Origin of the sequence: Mediterraneibacter glycyrrhizinilyticus (genome assembly GCF_015560805.1) — a bacterium.
GTDB lineage: Bacteria > Bacillota > Clostridia > Lachnospirales > Lachnospiraceae > Schaedlerella > Schaedlerella glycyrrhizinilytica_A.
The window spans coordinates 124962-147362 of sequence record NZ_JADMSO010000002.1; the positions used below are offsets into that span (position 1 = coordinate 124962).

Sequence of the window (22401 nt, forward strand, 5' to 3'; positions counted from 1 at the left end):
AGATGGATCAGTATCAGTTTGATATTCAGGAGGAATTGAAAAAATTGCCCGGAAAACCAGGGGTTTATATCATGCATGACGAAAAGGACGAGATTATTTATGTGGGAAAGGCGATCAGTCTGAAAAACCGGGTCCGGCAATATTTTCAGAGCAGCAGGAATAAAGGGGTGAAGATCGAACAGATGGTGACACACATTCGCCGCTTTGAGTATATTGTGACCGATTCCGAACTGGAAGCGCTCGTGTTGGAATGTAATCTGATTAAGGAACATCATCCGAAATATAATACGATGTTGATGGATGATAAAACTTATCCGTTTATTAAAGTGACTGTCGGAGAAGATTACCCGAGGATCATGCTGGCAAGACGGATCCAGAAAGATAAAGCGAAATATTTCGGACCGTATACAAGCAGCGGCGCGGTGCGGGACACGATCGATCTGCTCCATAAACTTTACCATATCCGCACATGTAATCGAAATCTTCCGCGGGATATCGGAAAAGAACGCCCATGTCTGAATTATCATATCAAACAGTGTGAAGCGCCGTGTCAGGGCTATATTTCTGCGGAGGACTATCAGAGATCCGTAGCGGAAGCCGTGAGGTTTTTGAGCGGTAAGTTTGATGGGATCTTGCATGAGTTGGAAGAAAAGATGCAGGCTGCTTCAGAGGCATTGGAATTTGAAAAGGCGATCGAGTATCGGGAATTGTGGAACAGTGTGAAAAAAATCGCGCAGAAACAGAAGATCACGGACAGTCATGGCGAGGATCGAGATGTTCTTGCGGCTGCAACTGCGGACGAAGATGCAGTTGTGCAGGTCTTTTTTATACGCGGCGGACGCTTGATCGGACGGGATCATTTTTATCTCCGGATCACGAAAGGCGAGTCGGTCGGCAGCATTTTGGACAGTTTTATCAAGCAGTATTATGCGGGAACACCGTTTATCCCGGGAGAATTGATGGTGCAGGAAGAACTGGAAGATACCGCTTTGATCGAAGAGTGGCTTTCAGCAAAACGAAACGGAAAGGTCAGCGTCCGTGTTCCGAAGAAAGGAACAAAAGAAAAGCTGGTGGAATTGGCGGCGAACAATGCGGCAATGGTTTTGTCGAAAGATAAAGAGCGTTTAAAGAGAGAAGAGGGACGCACGATCGGGGCTGTAAAGGAGATCGCCCACATGTTGGGAATTTCTGAAATCACCCGAATGGAAGCGTATGATATTTCCAATACAAATGGTTTTGAATCTGTTGGTTCCATGGTCGTTTATGAACGTGGGAAACCAAAGCGAAATGATTACCGGAAGTTTAAGATCAAAGGAATTCAAGGGGCAGATGACTATGGAAGTATGCGGGAAGTGCTTACGAGACGATTCACTCATGGATTGCGAGAGCGGGAAGAGAGTAAAGAACTGGGAGGATTTACAGCATTTCCGGATCTGATCCTGATGGATGGCGGAAAAGGTCAGGTCAATGTCGCACAGCAGGTACTCGATGAGTTACATTTGCATATACCGGTCTGCGGAATGGTAAAAGATGATCATCACCGGACAAGAGGATTATATTATGAGAATGAAGAGATTACGATCGACCGTTCTTCCGAAGCGTTTAAATTGATCACCAGAATTCAAGATGAGGCGCACCGGTTTGCAATAGAGTATCATAAACAACTTCGTGGAAAAGGGCAGGTACATTCCATATTGGATGATATAGAGGGAATCGGACCCGCGAGAAGAAAAGCATTGATGCGCAGTTTTCAGAATCTGGACGAGATCAAGGAAGCAAGCGTTGAAGTGTTAACGGCAATCCCCTCGATGAATGAAAAGGCTGCCAAATCCGTATACAATTTTTTTCATCCATGATATAATGCGTATAGGGCAGAGCCAAGCCGGGAACACCCCGGAGGCAAGTTCAAGCTCGCTTGAAAACTTACCTCCGGGGTGTTCCCGATTTGGCGAGCGAAGCGACCGAGAAGAAGCGGGAGCGGAATCGAGGTGCGCTGCCCGGACGGTGGGAAGCTGCCCCGGGCATTTGAGAATAGGTGAAAAAAGGAGAAGAGCTATTATGGGACATGGTGTGAAATTAAGCGAAATGGCTGAAAAAATGCAGTTGAAAAACCTGACGCCGGATGTCGATCTTGCGGAAAAAGAGGTGACAGTTCCGGACGTGAACAGACCGGCATTACAGCTTGCCGGATATTTTGATCATTTCGATTCGGAACGGGTTCAGATTATCGGATATGTGGAACATACATATCTGCAGACACTGGAGCCGGAAAAGAAAAAAGAGATTTATAAGGAACTGCTGGCATGTCAGGTTCCATGTTTGATTTTCAGTAAAGATTTATATCCGGATGAAGATTTGCTGGAACTGGCAAAGGAAGCGGATATTCCGATTTTGTCCACCAGAAAGATGACATCCGCATTTATGGCGGAACTGATTCGTTGGCTGAATGTAAAAATGGCGCCGTGTATTTCGATTCATGGTGTGCTTGTGGATGTGTATGGTGTCGGTGTTCTGATCATGGGAGAGAGCGGCATCGGAAAAAGCGAGGCCGCTTTGGAATTGATCAAGAGAGGACATCGTCTCGTTACGGATGATGTGGTGGAGATCCGCAAGGTAAGTGATGAGACGCTGGTCGGATCTGCACCGGATATCACAAGACATTTTATCGAACTGCGTGGAATTGGAATTGTGGACGTGAAATCAATGTTCGGTGTACAAAGTGTGCGCGAAACGCAGAACATCGATCTGGTCATTACATTGGAAGACTGGGATCGGGATAAGGAATATGACCGGCTTGGACTGGAAGAAAATTATACGGAATTTCTCGGAAATCGGGTGGTGTGTCATAACATTCCGATCCGACCGGGAAGAAATCTTGCGATCATCGTTGAGTCGGCAGCGGTAAATCACAGACAAAAACAGATGGGATACAATGCGGCGCAGGAATTATACAAACGTGTTCAGGAAAATCTGGCAAAAAGAAATTAGAAGACATAACCAGCAGGAATTAAGCGGAGGACAACAGAGATGAAATATTGTTTTGGTGTAGATATCGGTGGCACAACCGTAAAGATGGGATTGTTTGAAGAGAACGGCGATATTGTAGAAAAATGGGAGATTGTTACGAGAACAGAAGATGAGGGTAAAGCGATTCTTCCGGATATTGCAGCTGCAATAGAAGAAAAACTAAAAGTATGCAAAATCGGCGGGGAGGATGTATTGGGTGTCGGAGTAGGTGTTCCGGCACCGGTAACCGAAGCTGGTGTTGTAAATGGAAGTGCAAATCTGGGATGGAAATATAAGGAAGTAAAACGGGAATTGGAAGAACTGACCGGATTTTCGGTACAGGTCGGAAATGATGCCAATGTAGCGGCTCTTGGTGAAATGTGGAAAGGCGGCGGAGCAGGTCAGAAAAATATGATCATGGTGACGCTTGGAACCGGAGTCGGCGGCGGTGTGATCATTGGCGGAAAGGTGATCATCGGTGAACATGGAGCCGGAGGAGAAATCGGACATCTGTGCGTAAACTATGAAGAAACAGAAAACTGTGGATGTGGCAACCGGGGATGTCTGGAACAATATGCATCTGCAACGGGAATCGTACGGATCGCAAAGAAAAAGCTTGTTTCTGAGACACGTCCGACCGTGCTTTGTGCGGAAACAGTGACGGCGAAAGATGTATTTGACGCAGTGAAAGAGGGGGACCAGGTTGCACAAGAAATCGCAGAAGAATTTGGAAGTTATCTTGGATATGCGCTGGCAAATCTGGCGGTAGTAGCGGATCCGTCCGTTTTTGTAATCGGCGGAGGCGTGTCAAAGGCAGGCGAGATACTTATCCCATATATTCAAAAACCATATCGGGAACGCGCTTTTTTTGCAAACAAAGATGTGGAATTTAAGCTTGCAACATTGGCAAATGATGCAGGAATCTGCGGTGCGGCAAAATTGCTTCTGGATGCAGTCGGAGAAGAATAGAACAGAAAATATACTGAGACAGAAAAACGGCAGATGCGAAAACTAACCGATTCGCATCTGCCGTTTTTCTGTGCTGTTATTTTATGAGCTCTGGCGTTTGTGGATCATTGTCCGCCCTCCGGTGCGGCTGGAGGAACGATCGGTTCGATCGTTCCGGAGCCGCCGGAGTTATCACCGGAGTTGTTGCCGGAATTATCACCGGAATTGTTGCCGCCGGAGTTGTTGCCACCGGAGTTATCGCCGGAGTTATTCCCTGAATTGCTGCCGCCGGAATTGTTTCCATTGGATCCTACGTTTCCGGAATCACTATCATTGGAATCATCATTGTCAGAAGAATCGTCGTCATTTTCTTCTGTCTCATCTTCACTAGGCGCTACATAATGTCCGGAACAGCTTTGAGAAGGAACGGTACCCTCTGCAAAATATTCAGTCAGTGCCGGACAGCTTGAGGTTGCAAGCAGACCGGTCTGTGTACAGATTGTTTTCTGTTGTACAGAAGCAGGCATTGTGAAATCTTTATAAGGAAGTCCTTCGTGAACCCGTTCCATGATGTTTTTCCAGAGTGTCATATGCCAGGACTGGTTCATGGATTCCATTGGCTTATTGGAGTCATATCCGCCCCACACGGAAGCGGTATAATATGGTGTATAGGCGGAAAGCCAAAGGTCTGTACTGTTTTCTGTTGTACCGGTTTTTCCGGCTACCGGCATATTCGCCATGCGCGCTGCAGTACCGGTACCTTTTGTGATAACATCCTGCATTGCACTTGTCAGAAGCGCAGCGGTAGAATCTTTGATCACCTGATGGGTATCCGGTGTGGAATTATCAAGCAGGACATTGCCCTCATGGTCAAGCACCTGAGTATACAGGATTGGTTTTGTATAGGTTCCGGCATTTGCGATCGCCGCATAAGCAGCGGTCATCTCGATATTGTAAACACCTCTTGTGATTCCGCCGAGGGCAGTCGCAGCCTGAACATCGGTAAAGCCCGGATAGTTGTCATCATCGAAATTAACAAGCGTGGTAAATCCGAAATTTTTCAGATAATCGTATCCGGTCTGGAATCCGATATCCGTCAATGTATTTAAAGCGCAGACATTCATCGAATGTTCGATCGCATATCGGACGCTTGCCTGCCCGAGGTAAATCTTGTCCCAGTTTTCTGCTTTCTGACCGTTTGGATAGGTGTAAGGTGCTTTATCTTCAATGGAAGTAGCAAGCGTATATCCGCAGGAATCCAGAGCCGGAGCGTATGTGGATACGATCTTGAAACAGGATCCGGGCTGTCTGGTGGAATCTGTCGCACGGTTCAGGGAAAGACTGGTTGTTTTCTGTCCGCGTCCGCCTACGATCGCCTTTACTTTTCCGGTAGACTGTTCCATAACGACAACCGAAGTCTGCGGCTGTGGGGAAACGTCCCAACGCTCGTCGACCGTATCATTCTCTGTGATGCCGAGCGTGGATTTATATTCGTTCACTGCAGTCTGCGCTTCTTCCGGGGAAGCAAAGATCAAGGGATAATCATTTCCCCATGCGGCAGCGATATACTGACCAAGCATTTCTTTGCTGTAATTTTCTACGGTTCCGTCAGCGCGGGTGATCGTCAGGGCAAATTCCAGACCGTATTCCGTTCCAAACGGGTAAACGGCTTCATTTGCAACTTCTTCATCACAAATCTGCTGGATCCGTGCATCCTGTGTGGAAATGATCGTCAGACCTCCGCTGTAAAGCGCATTGTAAGCCTGTGTTTCCGAAAATCCTTTCCGGGTCATAAGATCCTGGATAACCTGTTGGGAAAGTTCGTCATTGAAATAGGAATATGGCGTTGTATCTTCTACCGGAGGTGTGGCAACAATACGGTCATAAACCGGATCGGCTTTTGCCTCGTCATATTCTGCCTGTGTGATATATCCTTGTTCCAGCATATTTCCAAGTACGATATCACGGCGTTTGGCATTGGCTTCCGGATATACAACCGGATCATATCCGGTCGGATTCTGTGTGATGCCCGCGATCACGGTACATTCCGACAAAGTCAATTCTGAAACGTCTTTTCCGAAATATCGTTTGGCGGCAGACTGCACGCCGAGGCAGCTCTGTCCGAGGTTGATCGTGTTCATATAAGCTTCCAGAATCTCTTCTTTGGTCATCTGCTTTTCGATTTCCATTGCGAGAACCTGCTCCTGAAGTTTTCGCTCCAATCTGTCGTAGAATGTTTTCTCATCCAGAAAGTTCGGAAATACATTGTTCTTGATCAACTGCTGTGTCAATGTACTGGCACCCTCGGAGAAATTACCGGAGGTAATGCCGACAATACCGGCACGCAGGATTCCCTGAAGATCGATACCGTTATGTTTGTAGAAACGTTCATCTTCGATGGCAACAAACGCATCTCCTAAATATTTCGGGATCTCATCGATCGTCTTGTATACACGGTTGGAACCGGATTCAAGGAACTGCTCCAACAGTGTTCCGTCCTCAGCATAGACAAAACTGGTGAATCCCTGTGGCTTGACGTCGGCGGGGGTTACAGTAGGGGTGTTGTCAATGATCCGTTTTGCAAAAAGTCCGACGCCGCCGACACCTACGACTGCAAGGATTAGTATGCAGATGATCAGAGCTTTAAAAAAACGGACCCCGACTCGCTTCTTTTTCATATTTTTCTTGGAAGAGATCTTTTTTTTTCTCTTCTCAAGATTTTCCTTTCCGTAATTCATGAATAATAGCCTCCTTTATTCACACTTTCTTCCGGTAATGACAACGTATGCGTGCGCAATCGCTGCGGAAAGCCGAAAAAAAGGATACGCTTCATTATAACAAAGATACCATCAGTGTACAAGGGGGCATGCGGTCAGGAAGAGATAATTCAAAATAATTTAAGAAATCTCTTGTGCTTTAGTCTGTTTTGTTATAGTGTAAAATAATCGAAATCAATCGGATGCGGGGAAGGAGCAAAACAGCAATGGAGAGCAGAACAGTTCATAAAGGCGGAAGTGCGGAGATCGTCGAGAAAAAGTCCCGATTTATCGGGGAAGTTTTTCCGGTGGAACATGAGGAAGAAGCGATGCAACTTCTGGAGCAGGTGAAAAAGAAGTATTGGGATGCCCGACATCATTGCTGGGCATATGTCATTAGTGGGGACAGGGTGCAGGAACGCTTGAGTGATGATGGGGAACCGAGCGGGACAGCGGGGAAACCGATCCTGGAGGTGATCCGCGGCCAGCAGGTCGGCAATCTGCTCGTTGTTGTTACCCGATATTTCGGCGGAACGCTTCTCGGAACAGGCGGTCTTGTTCGTGCGTATACCGAAGCGGCAAAACAGGCGCTGGCAGAAAGTGTGATCATAACGCGGATCACAGGGTACAGGCTCAAGATAGAAACGGATTATACCGGATTGGGGAAAATCCAATATCTGCTCGCACAGCGGAAAATTCCGATCGTACAGTCGGAATATACGGATCAGGTGACATTGTCAGTCTTGGTATCGGAAGAAGCGGAAAACGAGATCGTGCAGGAGATCACAGAAGCGACAAACGGTCAGGCAGATATCAAAAGGGCATATGCGTGCAGCTTTGCCGATGTGAATGGAGAGATGCTGGAATTTCCGGATGAATAAAAAACGGACTCCGAAGAGTCCGTAAAATATGTAAGTGTTTGGTAGCGTCAGTTTACAAGGACCGTTTTCCCCTTTGTACACTGATGCTGCTATTTAGATAGAAGTGTTTAGTTAAATTCCGGTTCGATCAGACCGAAAGAGCCGTCTTTTCTCTTGTACACAACGTTGACCTCATCTGTCTCGGCGTTGCTGAAAACAAAGAAGCTGTGTCCGAGAAGTTCCATCTGGATGCAGGCATCTTCCGGGAACATCGGTTTGATGCCGAAACGTTTGGTGCGGACGATGCGAATCTCGTTATCTTCCACGCTTGTATCATCTTCTTCAAAGAATTCTTTCTTGAAATTACTTCCGGAAGAAGATGCTGTCGGATGACCCTGGCTTCTCGCAACCAGTTTGTTTTTATACTTCCGAAGCTGACGTTCGATCACTTCTTCCACAAGATCGATGGATACATACATATCGCTGCTTGTCTGTTCGGAGCGGATGATGTTGCCCTTAACCGGGATCGTCACCTCGATCTTCTGGCGGTCTTTTTCAACGCTGAGGGTTACAATAATCTCTGTTTCAGGAGTGAAATACCTTTCTAGTTTTCCTAATTTCTGTTCTACCGTGCTTTTGAGTCCAGGGGTTACCTCGATGTTCTTGCCACTGATAATAAATTTCATGCTGCTCAACTCCTTTTGTTCATATTACACAGAAAATAATGGAAACTTTCTGTGTTTTATGTACATAGTATAACATAAAATTCTCTCAATGTATAGAACGAATCACTTCAATTCGAGTAATTTTCCCATTTGTGATCTTAGCAATGCGCAGACCTACGTCTGCAATGTAGGCGCAGGCACCGACACCGACTTCGGTTTCGTCCTCTTCCAGTTTGCGGAGCAGAAGTTCACCGAGAGTTTCGTTATCTGTATAAGGAATGTTCAGATGTGTGAGGCGGTTGACGAGATGGACTTTTTGCGCTGCCCGGAAAATGATTTTTTCGGATTCATCAAACGCCACAAACAAAAACTTTCTTGTGGCAAACAGGATCGCGATCGAGATCACACCGAGCAGGCTGTTGACCGGTGAGGAGTGGTCGATGATCACCTGACGGGCGATCGCGAATAAAAGGACTTCAAATACGGTCATCGGTGTATGGAGATAAAGCATACGGATCATTTCCACACCGATGATCAGATTAAAACAAGTTGTCAGCAGATCGTCATAGTTCGGATACTTGCTCAGATCGGCGAGATTTCCGAAAGAGAGGACCAGCTGAAAAGTCATTAAAATGATCCCGGCAGCCAGAATCAGTGCAATGACAAATTCCAGCGCCGTCGTCAGATTTTTTAAAAACGCATAAACATATTTTTTCATGTGTTTTCCCTGTTATTTATTGGCATTGCTGCGTTTCCTCATTCTTGAGTCAAGGATCTTCTTGCGGATACGCAGATTTTTCGGAGTTACTTCCAGAAGTTCATCGGTATCGATAAAGTCAAGCGCCTGTTCCAGACTTAATACTCTCGGCGGAGTCAGGCGGAGCGCTTCGTCCGCGCTGGAAGAACGGGTGTTGGTCAGATGCTTGGTCTTGCAGACGTTCAGTTCGATGTCTTCGGCTTTTCCGTTCTGTCCGATGACCATACCGGAATATACTTTCTCACCCGGTCCGATAAACAAGGTTCCACGTTCCTGCGCGCTGTACAGACCGTATGTGACAGATTCTCCGGTCTCAAATGCGATCAGGGATCCCTGTTTACGATACTGGATGTCCCCTTTGTACGGTGCATAGCCGTCAAAGCTTGTGTTGAGGATTCCGTTTCCTTTTGTATCGGTCATAAATTCACCGCGGTAGCCGATCAGTCCGCGCGCCGGGATCAGGAATTCCAGACGTGTGTAACCGCCATTGGAAGTACCCATACTGCGAAGTTCCCCTTTTCTCTGGCTTAGTTTGTCGATAACGGTTCCGGTAAATTCATCCGGCACATCGACATAGGCGAGTTCCATCGGCTCTAATTTCTTTCCGTTTTCGTCTGTGTGATAGAGCACTTCGGCTTTGCTGACTGCAAATTCATATCCCTCACGGCGCATATTTTCGATCAGAACGGAAAGATGAAGCTCCCCGCGACCGGATACTTTGTAACTGTCGGCATTTTCCGTATCTTCCACACGAAGACTGACATCCGTGTTCAGTTCCCGGAACAGACGGTCGCGCAGATGACGGGAAGTGACAAATTTTCCCTCCTGTCCTGCAAATGGACTGTCGTTGACGATGAACTGCATGGAAATGGTCGGCTCAGAAATTTTCTGGAACGGGATCGCTTCCGGATTTTCCGGAGAGCAGAGCGTATCTCCGATCGAAATATCCGAAATTCCGGAAATTGCCACGATCGATCCGATCCCGGCTTCTTTGACTTCCACTTTATTCAGACCGTCAAATTCATAAAGTTTGCTGATCTTTACTTTCTGCTGTTTGTCCGGATCATGATGGTTGACGAGCATCATTTCCTGATTGACTGCGATCGTTCCGTTGTCCACTTTGCCGACACCGATCCGTCCCACATATTCATTATAATCGATCGTACTGATCAGAACCTGAGTCGGAGCTTCCGGATCGCCCTCCGGAGCCGGAATGTAATTGATGATTGTCTCAAACAACGGTTCCATATCTTTCTCTTCATCGGTCAGATCCAGAACGGCAATTCCGGATTTAGCGGATGCATAGACAAACGGGCAGTCCAGCTGCTCGTCGGATGCGTCCAGATCCATGAAAAGTTCCAGTACTTCATCGATCACTTCGTCCGGACGTGCTTCCGGGCGGTCGATCTTGTTGATGCAGACGATGACCGGAAGATCCAGCTCCAGCGCTTTGCGGAGTACGAATTTGGTCTGCGGCATTGCGCCCTCAAATGCATCGACAACGAGGATGACACCGTTGACCATTTTCAGGACACGTTCCACCTCGCCGCCGAAATCGGCATGTCCAGGTGTGTCGATGATGTTGATCTTTGTTCCTTTGTAAAAAACTGCGGTATTTTTCGAGAGGATCGTGATCCCGCGTTCTCTCTCAATATCGTTGGAATCCATGACACGTTCCGCAACTTCCTGATTCTCGCGGAATACACCGCTTTGTTTGAGCAATTCATCGACCAATGTTGTCTTACCGTGGTCGACATGGGCGATGATCGCAATATTTCTGACGTCTTCTCGTTTTGTCTTCATAATATAACACTCTTCCTTTTGTGAATCATTCTTCTGTTTAACTGTTATATTCTATCATAAAAATGAAAATTTGCAAGGTATCAGATTTCCGGGAAGAGAGCGGCAGCCTGTGGAAAAATAAGACGAAAAATGTTGTCGGAGTCTGCTGCCGGGAATTGTCGAGCGGTTTTTCCGGAAAAATGTTCTGGAAATGTGAATCGGGGCATAGACTTAGTATCGACTCAAAAATACCGCAAAGAGGAAGGGAGAACTACAAATCATGTCAGATAAGATTATTGAAAACAACCAGGTAACGATCATGGGTGAGGTGGCTTCAAAATTTACATACAGCCATGAAGTGTTCGGGGAAGGATTCTATATGGTAGATGTGCTCGTGAAACGTCTGAGCAGCTCCGAGGATCGGATCCCGCTCATGATCTCTGAAAGACTGATTGATGTGACAAAAGATTATACAGGAGAATTTATTATGGTGTCAGGACAGTTCCGGTCATACAACCGTCATGAAGAGCAGAAGAACCGGCTTGTATTATCGGTGTTCGTAAGGGAAGTAGAGTTTATCGACGAGGAACTGGACGGCGCAAAAACAAATCATATTTTGCTGGAAGGCTATATCTGTAAGAAACCGATTTACCGGAAGACACCGCTCGGACGTGAAATTGCAGACCTTTTGCTTGCTGTGAACCGTCCATATGGAAAATCCGATTATATTCCGTGTATCTGCTGGGGAAGAAACGCACGGTTTGCCTCGGGATTTGAAGTAGGAGAACATGTGCAGATTTTAGGACGGATCCAGAGCCGGGATTATGTTAAAAAACTTTCCGAGACGGAAACTGAGACGAGAACTGCGTATGAAGTGTCTGTCAGCAAGTTGGAATGTCTGGAAGAATAATATAGAAGAAAACATTGTGAAAGGGATATCATTTCTTGAGCCTTGCGTTCAAATGTGGTATCCTGTTTTTATGTATCTGAAAAGGATATTTTACAAAATGCAGACAATAATGGAGGAACAGAATGATGATAAAGATTTTGATGCACGGCTGTAACGGAAGAATGGGGCAGATGATTTCCGGTCTTGTACGGGATGAGGAAGAGATGATGATCGCGGCTGGAGTAGATACATATCAGGGTGTTTCCAATGAATATCCGGTATTTGGATCCATTGACGCATGCGATGACGATGTGGATGTGGTGATCGATTTTTCCAATGCCGCCGCGGCAGACGCAGTGATGGAGTATTGTGCGAAAAGACAGATCCCGCTGGTATTTTGTACGACAGGATTGTCGGAAGAACAGCTTCAGAAATTAGAAGACACGGCAAAACAGACGGCGGTGCTGAAGTCGGCGAATATGTCGCTGGGGATCAATCTTCTGCTGAAGCTTCTGAAAGATGCGGCAAAGGTGCTCGCACCGGCAGGATATGATATTGAGATCGTAGAAAAACATCACAACCAGAAACTGGATGCGCCGAGCGGAACGGCGCTGGCGCTTGCAGATTCGATTAATGAAGCGATGGACGGAAGTTATGTGTATACTTATGACCGTTCTCAGGTACGCCGCAAGAGAGAGAAGAAAGAAATCGGTATCTCTGCAGTTCGCGGCGGTACGATCGTTGGCGAGCATGAAGTATTGTTTGCCGGGCTGGATGAGGTGATCGAACTGAAGCATACGGCATATTCCCGCAGCGTATTCGGAAAAGGCGCTGTGGAAGCAGCCAGATTTCTGGCAGGAAAGCCGGCGGGGATGTATGATATGAGTGATGTGATCGGACTGGAATAGACAGTCCGGGCAAAAAAGAGAGGAGAACCGGTTCATGAAAGCACTTGAGACGAGGTATGTGGAACGGTTGGCAGATCTGTATCCGACGATCGCTGCGGCATCCACAGAGATCATCAATCTGCAGGCTATCTTAAATCTCCCAAAAGGGACGGAACATTTTATTACCGATGTACATGGAGAATATGAGGCGTTTGCCCATGTGTTAAAAAATGGTTCCGGTTCGGTGAGACGGAAGATCGACGAAGTGTTTGGAAATACACTGAGCCAGAGAGATAAGAAAGAACTGGCAACGTTGATCTATTATCCGAAAGAAAAGCTCGCGCAGGTAAAAGAGACGGAGACGAACATGGAGGACTGGTATATGATCCATTTGTACCGTCTGATCGAAGTGAGCAAACGTGCGGCGAGCAAGTATACCCGTTCCAAGGTGCGCAAGGCATTGCCGAAAGATTTCGCATATGTGATCGAAGAGCTGATCACGGAAAGGGCAGAGATCAACGACAAAGAATCCTACTATAATGCGATCATCATGACCATGATCCGGATCAACCGCGCCGGGGAATTTATTGTGGCGATCTCCAATCTGATCCAGCGTCTTGTGGTAGATCATCTGCACATTGTCGGGGATATTTATGACCGGGGACCGGGTCCGCATCTGATCATGGACCGGCTGCTTAACTATCATTCGGTTGATATCCAGTGGGGAAACCATGATGTTCTCTGGATGGGAGCGGCAGCAGGGCAGCAAGCCTGTATTGCCAATGTGATCCGGATCTGTGCACGTTATGGAAATCTGGATATTCTGGAAGACGGGTATGGGATCAATCTTCTTCCGCTTGCGACATTTGCACTTCGCATGTACAAAGATGATCCCTGCTCCTGTTTTTCGCTGAAAGGACCGCAGAGGTCGAATCAGGCGGAGATGGAGACGGATCTTCGGATGCACAAGGCGATTTCTGTGATCCAGTTTAAGATCGAAGGTCAGACGATCCGCAGACATCCGGAATTTGGAATGGAAGAACGCGCACTTCTGCATCGGATCGATCATGAAAAAGGGACGGTCACTCTGGACGGAAAAGAATATCCGATGCAGGATATGAATTTCCCGACGATCGATCCGGACAATCCGTATGAACTTTCTGAAGAAGAACAGGATATTATGGAGCGGTTGGAACGTGCGTTTCTCGGATGTGAGAAATTGCAGGAACATATGCGTTTTCTGTTGTCAAAAGGCGGTCTTTATAAAGTGCACAATGGAAATCTTTTATACCACGGCTGTGTTCCGCTCAATGCAGATGGTTCCTTTCAGAAAGTCCGTCTTTTTGATCATGTATTTCAGGGAAAGTCACTTTACGATGCTTTGGAACGTTATGTGCGGAAAGGCTTTTTTGCGATTGAGGAAGCGGAGCGGGAGAACGGAAAAGACATGATGTGGTATATTTGGCAGAGCCCCAATTCTCCGTTGTTCGGAAAAGATAAAATGGCGACATTCGAACGGTATTTTCTGAAAGAAAAGGAGACGCATGTCGAAAAGAAAAATCCGTACTATTCATTTCTGGAGGATTCCGACGTGGTCGATCATATCATGCAGGAATTCGGATTGTCCCTGAAAGACGCATATATCATCAACGGTCATGTCCCGGTCAAATGCAAGAACGGAGAGAGCCCGATCAAATGCAACGGGCGCGTGATGATCATAGACGGCGGTTTTTCAAAGGCGTATCAGAAAGAAACCGGGATCGCAGGTTATACGCTCGTTTATAATTCTTACGGTCTGCTTCTTGTCGCGCATGAGCCATTTGAATCGGCGGAGGCGGCGATCGAAAAGGGCAGCGACATCCATTCGGAGAATATGGTCATCAAACGGGTGCTGAAACGCCGTCTGGTCGGCGATACGGACAACGGGAAAGAGATCCGGGAACAGATCCGGGATCTGGAAACGCTGCTGGCGGCGTATCGAAGCGGTGAGATCAAAGAAAAAATTTGAATTCCACATTTTTCCTGTAAGTATTTTTCATAAAATCTCTGAAAATGCAGATATTACTTTTAGAAAGAGCATATGAAAGGGAGAAGAAAAATGAAAAATATGAAAAAATTTTTAGTACTGACAATGTGTATCGGCATGATCGGAAGCATGACTGCATGCGGTAATGATAACGGGACGACCGACGGTGCAGATCAGGACCGGACGACACAGGAATCAGCTTCAGAAAAAGAAAAAGCCGCAGAGAAAGAAAAAGCAACGGAAAAAAACGGGACAGGAAATGATGCCGTTGATGGAACAGACAGAAACGGAGACGGTGTGATCGACAACGCAGTCCGTGATGTGACAGATGGGATCGACGACGTAACGGATGATGTGACGGATGGGATCAATGACGTGACCGATGATCTGACCGGAAACGGAACGGAGGCAGATAACAATACGGATCCGGCACGTTCGACAGATCATGCGGAACGATAAAAGGAGTATTCGGGTCACAAGTGGCGCAGAGACAAAAGAAAGTGTAAAAAGCAGGGGAAATAGAGCGGAAAATCTATTTCCCTTTTTTACTGTACTGTGGTAAAATGTGAGACGGAAATAAAGACTGTGAGGTGGATGATGAGATTCAGACCTTGTATCGATATACATAACGGAAAAGTGAAACAGATTGTGGGCGGAAGCTTAAGAGATGAGGGAGACCGGGCAAAAACGAATTTTACCGCCGTGCAGGATGCAGCATGGTTTGCACGGAAATATCGGGAAGATCGTCTGAACGGCGGGCATATCATTTTGTTGAATCCGCCGGCTTCGCCTTATTATGAAGAGACGAGAAAACAGGCGCTTCTGGCGCTGAGGGCATTCCCGGGGGGAATGCAGATCGGAGGAGGCATTACGGATCGGAATGCTGCCGGGTATTTGGAAGCAGGCGCAAGCCATGTGATCGTTACGTCCTTTGTGTTTCAGAATGGACGGCTGAACCGGGAAAATCTGAAAAAGCTTTGCGATGCGGTCGGAAAGGAGAGGATCGTTCTGGATCTAAGCTGCCGGAGACGGGACGGGGAATATTATATCGTGACCGACCGCTGGCAGACATTTACCGAAGAGAGATTGAGTGTAACGCTGTTGGATGAACTTGCCGGACATTGCAGTGAGTTTCTCGTACATGGGGTGGATGTGGAGGGGAAAGCTTCCGGTGTGGAGGAAGAACTTGTGCGTCTGCTGGGCAGATGGGGAAAGATCCCGGTCACTTATGCGGGAGGGATCGGAACACTTGAGGAGCTGGAACATTTTCAAAATTTATGCAAAGGGCGGCTTGATTTTACGATCGGAAGCGCGCTGGATCTGTTTGGGGGAAATATCCCGTACGAGCGGGCAGCACAATTCCACGGAAAGGAACTGTGAATCGTTTGTTGTGAATACTTACCGGGGAGAAAACGGGCGGAACGGAAAACTTCATGGCAACGGACTGCAAATTGGTTGAATTTGGAACGAGATAGTGATAAAATGAAACGAAACGCTATTATGACATAGGAAGCAGGTCATTTCGTTAATAGTAAACAGACAAGGAGTTAATTCAGACTATGGGGCTTATAGAGAAAATTTTCGGTACGCACAGTGAAAATGAACTGAAGCGTATCTACCCGATCGTAGACCGGATCGATGCACTGGAACCGGAGATACAGGTATTGTCCGATCAGGAGTTGAAAGATAAGACAAGAGAGTTCAAACAACGTCTTTCGGACGGCGAGACGCTGGATGATATTCTGCCGGAGGCATATGCGGTTGTGCGGGAGGCGGCAAAACGAAGTCTTGGAATGCGGCATTACCGGGTACAGCTGATCGGAGGGATCATTCTCCATCAGGGACGTATCGCGGAGATGCGAACGGGAGAGGGAAAGACTTTAGTTTCCACGCTTCCGGCGTATTTGAATGCGCTTTCGGGAAAAGGCGTGCATATCGTCACAGTCAACGATTATCTGGCAAAGCGTGATGCGGAGTGGATGGGAAAGGTTCATGAATTCCTCGGACTGACCGTCGGGGTTGTGTTAAACGGCATGGAGAATGAGGAACGCCGCGCGGCATATAATTGTGACATCACTTATGTGACGAACAATGAGCTTGGATTTGATTATCTGCGTGACAACATGGTGATCTACAAAGAACAGCTTGTACAGCGCGGGCTGAATTTTGCAATCATCGACGAGGTCGACTCCGTCCTGATCGATGAGGCTAGAACACCGCTGATCATTTCCGGTCAGAGCGGAAAGTCAACAAAGCTCTACGAAGCCTGCGACATTCTGGCGCGTCAGCTGGAGCGGGGCGAGGCGAGCGGAGAGTTTACGAAGATGAACGCCATTATGGGCGAGGATATCGAGGAGACGGGAGACTACATTGTCAACGAGAAAGAAAAGAACGTCAATCTGACCGAAGACGGCGTCAAGAAAGTCGAGCAGTTCTTCCATATCGAGAACCTTGCGGATCCGGAAAATCTGGAGATCCAGCATAATATCATTCTAGCGCTCCGGGCCCACAATCTGATGTTCAAGGATCAGGATTATGTTGTGACGCCGGACGGCGAGGTAGTGATCGTCGACGAATTTACCGGACGAATCATGCCGGGACGTCGTTATTCCGACGGTCTGCATCAGGCAATCGAGGCGAAAGAGCATGTACAGGTGCGCCGGGAGAGCAAGACGCTGGCGACGATCACATTCCAGAACCTGTTCAATAAGTTTGAGAAGAAGAGCGGTATGACAGGTACGGCTCTGACGGAAGAAAAAGAGTTCCGTGATATTTACGGAATGGACGTTGTGGAGATTCCGACGAACAAACCGGTACAGAGACAGGATCTTGACGATGCGGTCTACAAGACAAAAGCGGAGAAATATCGTGCGGTCGTGGACGAAGTGATCCGTGCACATGCGACCGGACAGCCGGTTCTGGTCGGTACGATCACGATCGAGGTATCGGAACTGCTCAGCAAGATGCTGAAAAAAGAGGGGATCAAGCACAATGTCCTGAATGCGAAATACCATGAGATGGAAGCAGAGATTGTGGCAGATGCCGGACTGCACGGCGCGGTGACGATCGCTACCAATATGGCGGGACGTGGTACGGATATCAAGCTGGATGAGGAAGCGCGTGCAGCGGGCGGTCTGAAGATCATCGGCACAGAGCGGCATGAATCCAGACGAATTGACAATCAGCTCCGTGGACGTTCCGGACGTCAGGGAGATCCGGGAGAATCCCGATTCTATATCTCCCTGGAAGACGATCTGATGCGTCTGTTTGGTTCCGAAAAGTTGATGAGCGTGTTCAATACACTCGGTGTGGAAGACGGCGAACAGATCGAACACAAGATGCTTTCCAGTGCGATCGAGAAAGCGCAGAAGAAGATCGAGAGCAACAACTTCGGCATCCGTAAGAACCTGTTAGAATATGATCAGGTCATGAACGAACAAAGAGAGATCATCTATGGCGAGCGCCGCCGGGTTCTGGACGGGGAGAGTATGCGCGATACGGTGTACAATATGATCACCGAGTTCGTGGAGAATACGACGGATCGCTTTGTATCTCCGGATGTGGATATGGAAGACGCCGATCTCGGCGGACTGGAACGGACGCTGCACGAGGTGATCCCGCAGCTCGGCTTCCCGAAAGCGGAAGAACTGAAGAAGACGTCCCAGAAAGAGCTGAAGCATCTTTTGAAAGAACATGCAGTGAAAGCATATGAGGCAAAGGAGGCTGAGTTCCCGGAGGCAGAACAGATCCGTGAGATGGAACGTGTGATCCTTTTAAAGGTGATCGATGCGAAATGGATGGATCATATCGATGATATGGACCAGCTTCGTCAGGGAATCGGACTGCAGGCGTACGGTCAGAGAAACCCGCTTGTCGAGTATAAGATGATGGGCTACGATATGTTCGGTGAGATGACCAATGCGATCGCAGAGATGACGATCCGCACGTTGTTCCACATTCGGGTAGAACAGAAAGTGGAACGTGAACAGGTCGCAAAAGTAACCGGAACGAATAAGGACGAAAGCGCAGTGCGCGCTCCGAAACGCCGTGAGGAAAAGAAAGTTTATCCAAACGATCCGTGTCCGTGCGGAAGCGGAAAGAAGTATAAGCAGTGCTGCGGAAGAAAGATCAAATAACAGCAAATAAGATCAAATAACAGAAGATACAGACCAATGAATGTAAGAAAAAGAAAGAGGTGATCAAGGTGGTTTTACTGGATGAATTAAAGCAGAATCTGACTGCATATGAAGAACCGCTGAAAGATTTGAGGGATTCACTTTGACTTAGCGTCAAAGAAAGAACGGATTGAGGAACTGGAACGGAAGATCGAGGAACCGAACTTCTGGGATAACCCGGAAGAATCGCAGCATACAATGAAGCTGCTCCGAAGTATTCAGGATTCCGTGAAAAAAATTGAAAAAATGTATGCAGATTACGAGGATATCGGGCTTCTGATCGAGATGAGCGAGGAAGAACCGGATGACGAGACGATCGAAGAGATCCGGGAAGATCTGGAGAGGTTTCAGGAAGAGTTTGAAGAACTGCGGATCGGAACGCTTTTGACCGGAGAGTATGACCGGAATGATGCGATCATGAGCATTCATGCGGGAGCCGGCGGAACCGAGTCCTGTGACTGGGCAAGTATGTTGTATCGGATGTATACCCGTTGGGCAGAGAAGAAAGGATTTACTGTGGAAGTGTTGGATTATCTGGAGGGTGATGTGGCAGGGATCAAAGGTGTGACGTTTGAGGTGCGCGGTGAAAATGCCTACGGGTATCTGCGCTCCGAAAAAGGCGTTCACCGTCTTGTGCGGATCTCCCCGTTCAATGCGGCGGGAAAACGTCAGACTTCCTTTGTGTCCTGCGATGTGATCCCGGATATCGAGGATGAGATCGAGATCGAGATCAACGAAGACGATCTGCGGATCGATACGTACCGATCCAGCGGAGCCGGCGGACAGCATATCAACAAGACGTCTTCGGCAGTGCGTATTACGCATCTTCCGACCGGAATCGTTGTACAGTGTCAGAATGAACGTTCCCAGCATATGAATAAGGACAAGGCGATGCAGATGCTCAAAGCAAAACTTTATCTGATCAAACAGCAGGAACAGGCAGACAAAGTATCGGACATCCGCGGAGAGATCAAAGAGATCGGATTTGGAAGCCAGATCCGTTCCTATGTCATGCAGCCGTATACGCTCGTGAAAGATCACCGGACGAATGCGGAGATCAGCAATATAGGCGCGGTCATGGATGGAAATATCGATCCGTTTATCAATGCATACTTAAGTGCAAAAAAAGCGTGATTGTCTGTCGGCGGGGATTTTTTGATCCCTCCGGCAGACATTGCCGTTTACACGAAAAAGGAAAGGAATGAAAGAAGATGGTAAATATAGCTGTGATGGGCTACGGCACGGTAGGATCTGGGGTCGTGGAAGTGATCAATACAAACGGCGCAACGATCAACCAGAGAGTCGGCGATGAGATACATATCAAATATGTGCTGGATCTGCGGGATTTTCCGGGGGATCCGATCCAGGAGAAGATCATTCATGATTTTGATACGATCGTAAATGATCCGGAGATCCAGATCGTCGTGGAAGTAATGGGAGGAATCGAGCCGGCATATACATTTGTGAAAAAATGTCTTCTTGCAGGGAAGAGTGTGGCGACCTCGAACAAGGCGCTTGTGGCAAAACACGGGGCGGAGCTTCTTTCCATCGCGCGGGAGCGGGAGATCAACTTTTTGTTTGAAGCAAGCGTAGGCGGCGGCATCCCGATCATCCGTCCGCTGAATTCTTCGATGACGGCGGATGAGATCGAGGAGATCACCGGAATCCTGAACGGAACGACCAACTATATGTTGACAAAGATGTTCTATGAGGGTGCGGATTATGATGAGGTGCTGAAAGAAGCACAGGCAAAAGGATATGCGGAGCGCAATCCGGAAGCGGATGTGGAGGGGCACGATGCCTGCCGGAAGATTGCGATCTTATCCTCATTGATCTCCGGTCGTCAGGTGGATTTTGAGGACATTTATACCGAGGGGATCACAGAGATCACAAAAGAGGATATGCTGTACGCAAAGGCAATGGGCATGACGATCAAACTGCTTGCGTCGAGCAGAAGAGACGGCGATCATCTGCATGCGATCGTAGCACCGCATCTTCTTCGCAGTGATCATCCTCTGTACAGCGTCAACGATGTGTTCAATGCGATTTTTGTGCACGGAAATGTGCTCGGGGACGCGATGTTCTATGGAAGCGGCGCCGGAAAACTTCCGACAGCAAGCGCTGTCGTATCCGACGTGGTGGATGAGGCGAAGCACCTGCACCGGAATATTATGACGATGTGGAAGAGTGAAAAGCTGACTTTGCAGCCGATCGCAGATACGAGCAAACAGTTTTTTGTCCGGATCAAAGGGGAAGCAGAAGCGTTGAGAGCACATCTGGAAAGCAAATTCGGTCCGATCCGGATCGTGCAGGCGGAAAGTCTGGACGGAGAGTTTGGATTTTTGACGGAAGTGATGACGGAGGGCGAGTATGCGAAGTGTGCGGAAGAATTTCCGGGGATCCTGCATATGATCCGTGTACAAGAGTAAAGGGGGAAAAGAGATTGAAGTATCTGGTGATGCTCTGCGATGGAATGGCAGATGAACCGTTGGAGGAACTGGGTGGAAAAACACCGCTGGAAGCGGCAGCGACGCCGAATATGGATCGACTTGCAAAAGTTTCTGAGATCGGTATGGTGCGGACGGTTCCGGAGGGAATGGCCCCCGGAAGCGACACTGCAAATCTGTCTGTGATCGGATATGATCCGAAATGTTATTATACAGGGAGATCTCCGTTGGAAGCGCTGAGTATCGGAGTTGATATGGCGCCGGATGATGTGTCATTTCGTTGTAATGTGGTGACACTTTCCGAGGAAGAAGAGAAATATGAGGACCGGAAGATCTTAGATCACAGTTCGGATGAGATCAGTACCGAAGAGGCGGCAGTTCTTTTGGAAGCGCTGAAAGAGGGCTTAAAGCGGGATGGTTATGAATTTTATGTCGGAACGAGCTATCGCCACCTTCTGATCTGGAAACACGGAAGCGTTGTGGAATTGACGCCGCCGCATGATATCCTGACGAAGCGGATCGGGGAATTTCTTCCGAAAGATTCTCTGCTGCGGGAAATGATGGAGAAAAGTTATGAGATTCTGAATCATCATCCGGTCAACGAAGCGAGGCGAAAGAACGGTTTGAAGCCTGCCAACTCTGCATGGTTCTGGGGAGCGGGAACAAGACCGGCATTGAAAGCATTTGAAGAACTGCATGGGAAAACAGGCGCGATGATCTCGGCCGTGGATCTGCTGAAAGGGATCGCAGTAGGAGCCGGTATGCAGAACCTCATGGTCGAGGGCGCAAACGGCGGACTGCATACGAACTACACCGGAAAAGCGGAAGCGGCAGTGAAAGCGCTGACAGAAGACGGATTTGATTTTGTATATATCCATGTCGAAGCTCCGGATGAGATGGGGCATCAGGGAAAGGTAAAAGACAAGATTCGGTCGATCGAATGGATCGATGAAAAAATTATTGGTCCGGTGACAGAGAGACTTTCAAAACAGGGACAGGATTTCCGAATGCTGGTCCTGCCGGATCATCCGACGCCGATCTGCGTGCGGACGCATACAGCCGATCCGGTTCCGTATTTGCTGTATGACAGTACGAAAAATGCGCAGGGAGCAGCGTCCTATGATGAAAAACATGGGATGAAGAGTAAAATCAGAGAAGAAGAGGGGCACCGCCTGATCGGGCACCTTTTTGAAGGAGAATAGT

At 47.9% G+C, this 22401-nt stretch carries 17 protein-coding genes; 13 read left to right on the forward strand and 4 right to left on the reverse strand.

What is annotated here, in order from left to right; translation table 11 throughout:
- Window positions 1-2 precede the first annotated feature (2 nt).
- The 3 genes from uvrC (at window position 3) to I2H87_RS02605 (ending at window position 3975) form a co-directional block, all read left to right on the forward strand.
- Window positions 3-1856, forward strand: coding sequence for an excinuclease ABC subunit UvrC (gene uvrC, locus I2H87_RS02595; protein ID WP_054703130.1), 1854 nt, complete (start codon window positions 3-5; stop codon window positions 1854-1856).
- A gap of 202 nt (window positions 1857-2058) precedes the next feature.
- Complete coding sequence (gene hprK, locus I2H87_RS02600) at window positions 2059-2988, forward strand: HPr(Ser) kinase/phosphatase (protein WP_009267794.1); 930 nt, start codon at window positions 2059-2061, stop codon at window positions 2986-2988.
- 39 nt (window positions 2989-3027) lie between these two features.
- On the forward strand, window positions 3028-3975 hold the full coding sequence (locus I2H87_RS02605) for an ROK family glucokinase (protein ID WP_195609258.1): 948 nt from the start codon (window positions 3028-3030) through the stop codon (window positions 3973-3975).
- A gap of 104 nt (window positions 3976-4079) precedes the next feature.
- Here I2H87_RS02605 and I2H87_RS02610 read toward each other — a convergent pair whose 3' ends face one another.
- Window positions 4080-6692 (reverse strand): transglycosylase domain-containing protein, encoded by a 2613-nt coding sequence (locus I2H87_RS02610; RefSeq protein WP_195609259.1) that lies wholly within the window; start codon window positions 6690-6692, stop codon window positions 4080-4082.
- Window positions 6693-6937: 245 nt separating this feature from the next.
- On the opposite strand from I2H87_RS02610, the gene I2H87_RS02615 reads away from it, so the two are divergent.
- The gene (locus I2H87_RS02615; RefSeq protein WP_009267790.1) at window positions 6938-7591 is read left to right on the forward strand and encodes a YigZ family protein; all 654 of its coding nucleotides are present in this window, start codon (window positions 6938-6940) and stop codon (window positions 7589-7591) included.
- Window positions 7592-7698: 107 nt separating this feature from the next.
- Here the strand turns inward: I2H87_RS02615 and hpf are convergent, their stop codons facing one another.
- The 3 genes from hpf to typA all read right to left on the reverse strand — a co-directional run bounded on the left by hpf (window position 7699) and on the right by typA (window position 10795).
- The gene (gene hpf, locus I2H87_RS02620) at window positions 7699-8256 is read right to left on the reverse strand and encodes a ribosome hibernation-promoting factor, HPF/YfiA family (protein ID WP_009267789.1); all 558 of its coding nucleotides are present in this window, start codon (window positions 8254-8256) and stop codon (window positions 7699-7701) included.
- An 85-nt stretch (window positions 8257-8341) separates the two neighbouring features.
- Entirely contained in the window at window positions 8342-8953 is a 612-nt protein-coding gene (locus I2H87_RS02625) for a transporter (protein ID WP_009267788.1), read from the reverse strand.
- A gap of 12 nt (window positions 8954-8965) precedes the next feature.
- Window positions 8966-10795, reverse strand: coding sequence for a translational GTPase TypA (gene typA / locus I2H87_RS02630; RefSeq protein ID WP_195609260.1), 1830 nt, complete (start codon window positions 10793-10795; stop codon window positions 8966-8968).
- A 259-nt stretch (window positions 10796-11054) separates the two neighbouring features.
- Between typA and I2H87_RS02635 the strand changes: the two genes are divergently transcribed.
- The 9 genes from I2H87_RS02635 to I2H87_RS02675 all read left to right on the forward strand — a co-directional run bounded on the left by I2H87_RS02635 (window position 11055) and on the right by I2H87_RS02675 (window position 22400).
- A complete protein-coding gene (locus I2H87_RS02635) occupies window positions 11055-11684 on the forward strand; it encodes a single-stranded DNA-binding protein (RefSeq protein WP_117550910.1) in 630 nt (209 codons plus the stop codon).
- Between the two features lie 125 nt (window positions 11685-11809).
- Window positions 11810-12571 carry a 4-hydroxy-tetrahydrodipicolinate reductase gene (dapB, locus tag I2H87_RS02640; RefSeq protein WP_044954898.1) on the forward strand — a complete coding sequence of 254 codons (762 nt, stop codon included), beginning with the start codon at window positions 11810-11812 and terminating at the stop codon, window positions 12569-12571.
- Window positions 12572-12605: 34 nt separating this feature from the next.
- Window positions 12606-14558 (forward strand): fructose-1,6-bisphosphatase, encoded by a 1953-nt coding sequence (locus I2H87_RS02645; RefSeq protein WP_195609261.1) that lies wholly within the window; start codon window positions 12606-12608, stop codon window positions 14556-14558.
- A 90-nt stretch (window positions 14559-14648) separates the two neighbouring features.
- Complete coding sequence (locus tag I2H87_RS02650) at window positions 14649-15035, forward strand: hypothetical protein (protein WP_195609262.1); 387 nt, start codon at window positions 14649-14651, stop codon at window positions 15033-15035.
- 138 nt (window positions 15036-15173) lie between these two features.
- Window positions 15174-15956 carry a phosphoribosylformimino-5-aminoimidazole carboxamide ribotide isomerase gene (gene hisA / locus I2H87_RS02655; protein WP_195609263.1) on the forward strand — a complete coding sequence of 261 codons (783 nt, stop codon included), beginning with the start codon at window positions 15174-15176 and terminating at the stop codon, window positions 15954-15956.
- A gap of 179 nt (window positions 15957-16135) precedes the next feature.
- Window positions 16136-18712, forward strand: a complete 2577-nt coding sequence (gene secA / locus I2H87_RS02660; protein ID WP_195609264.1) for a preprotein translocase subunit SecA — start codon at window positions 16136-16138, stop codon at window positions 18710-18712.
- Window positions 18713-18780: 68 nt separating this feature from the next.
- Window positions 18781-19885 (forward strand): peptide chain release factor 2 gene (gene prfB / locus I2H87_RS02665; protein ID WP_195609265.1). Its coding sequence is split into 2 segments (ribosomal slippage): window positions 18781-18855 and window positions 18857-19885, totalling 1104 coding nucleotides; the frame shifts between segments, so codons are not numbered across the junction.
- 77 nt (window positions 19886-19962) lie between these two features.
- Window positions 19963-21180 (forward strand): homoserine dehydrogenase, encoded by a 1218-nt coding sequence (locus I2H87_RS02670; protein WP_117550900.1) that lies wholly within the window; start codon window positions 19963-19965, stop codon window positions 21178-21180.
- Between the two features lie 14 nt (window positions 21181-21194).
- A complete protein-coding gene (locus I2H87_RS02675; protein WP_195609266.1) occupies window positions 21195-22400 on the forward strand; it encodes a cofactor-independent phosphoglycerate mutase in 1206 nt (401 codons plus the stop codon).
- The last annotated feature ends 1 nt before the right edge of the window (window position 22401 follow it).

What these genes read in the sequence shown, in the direction of transcription:
- I2H87_RS02610 (WP_195609259.1), bottom strand. Translation starts at nt 6,692, where the DNA reads ATGAATTACGGAAAGGAAAATCTTGAGAAGAGAAAAAAAAAGATCTCT.
- typA (WP_195609260.1), bottom strand. Translation starts at nt 10,795, where the DNA reads ATGAAGACAAAACGAGAAGACGTCAGAAATATTGCGATCATCGCCCAT.
- I2H87_RS02650 (WP_195609262.1), top strand. Translation starts at nt 14,649, where the DNA reads ATGAAAAATATGAAAAAATTTTTAGTACTGACAATGTGTATCGGCATG.
- I2H87_RS02615 (WP_009267790.1), top strand. Translation starts at nt 6,938, where the DNA reads ATGGAGAGCAGAACAGTTCATAAAGGCGGAAGTGCGGAGATCGTCGAG.
- hpf (WP_009267789.1), bottom strand. Translation starts at nt 8,256, where the DNA reads ATGAAATTTATTATCAGTGGCAAGAACATCGAGGTAACCCCTGGACTC.
- hprK (WP_009267794.1), top strand. Translation starts at nt 2,059, where the DNA reads ATGGGACATGGTGTGAAATTAAGCGAAATGGCTGAAAAAATGCAGTTG.
- secA (WP_195609264.1), top strand. Translation starts at nt 16,136, where the DNA reads ATGGGGCTTATAGAGAAAATTTTCGGTACGCACAGTGAAAATGAACTG.
- I2H87_RS02605 (WP_195609258.1), top strand. Translation starts at nt 3,028, where the DNA reads ATGAAATATTGTTTTGGTGTAGATATCGGTGGCACAACCGTAAAGATG.
- uvrC (WP_054703130.1), top strand. Translation starts at nt 3, where the DNA reads ATGGATCAGTATCAGTTTGATATTCAGGAGGAATTGAAAAAATTGCCC.
- I2H87_RS02645 (WP_195609261.1), top strand. Translation starts at nt 12,606, where the DNA reads ATGAAAGCACTTGAGACGAGGTATGTGGAACGGTTGGCAGATCTGTAT.
- I2H87_RS02670 (WP_117550900.1), top strand. Translation starts at nt 19,963, where the DNA reads ATGGTAAATATAGCTGTGATGGGCTACGGCACGGTAGGATCTGGGGTC.
- hisA (WP_195609263.1), top strand. Translation starts at nt 15,174, where the DNA reads ATGAGATTCAGACCTTGTATCGATATACATAACGGAAAAGTGAAACAG.
- I2H87_RS02625 (WP_009267788.1), bottom strand. Translation starts at nt 8,953, where the DNA reads ATGAAAAAATATGTTTATGCGTTTTTAAAAAATCTGACGACGGCGCTG.
- dapB (WP_044954898.1), top strand. Translation starts at nt 11,810, where the DNA reads ATGATAAAGATTTTGATGCACGGCTGTAACGGAAGAATGGGGCAGATG.
- I2H87_RS02635 (WP_117550910.1), top strand. Translation starts at nt 11,055, where the DNA reads ATGTCAGATAAGATTATTGAAAACAACCAGGTAACGATCATGGGTGAG.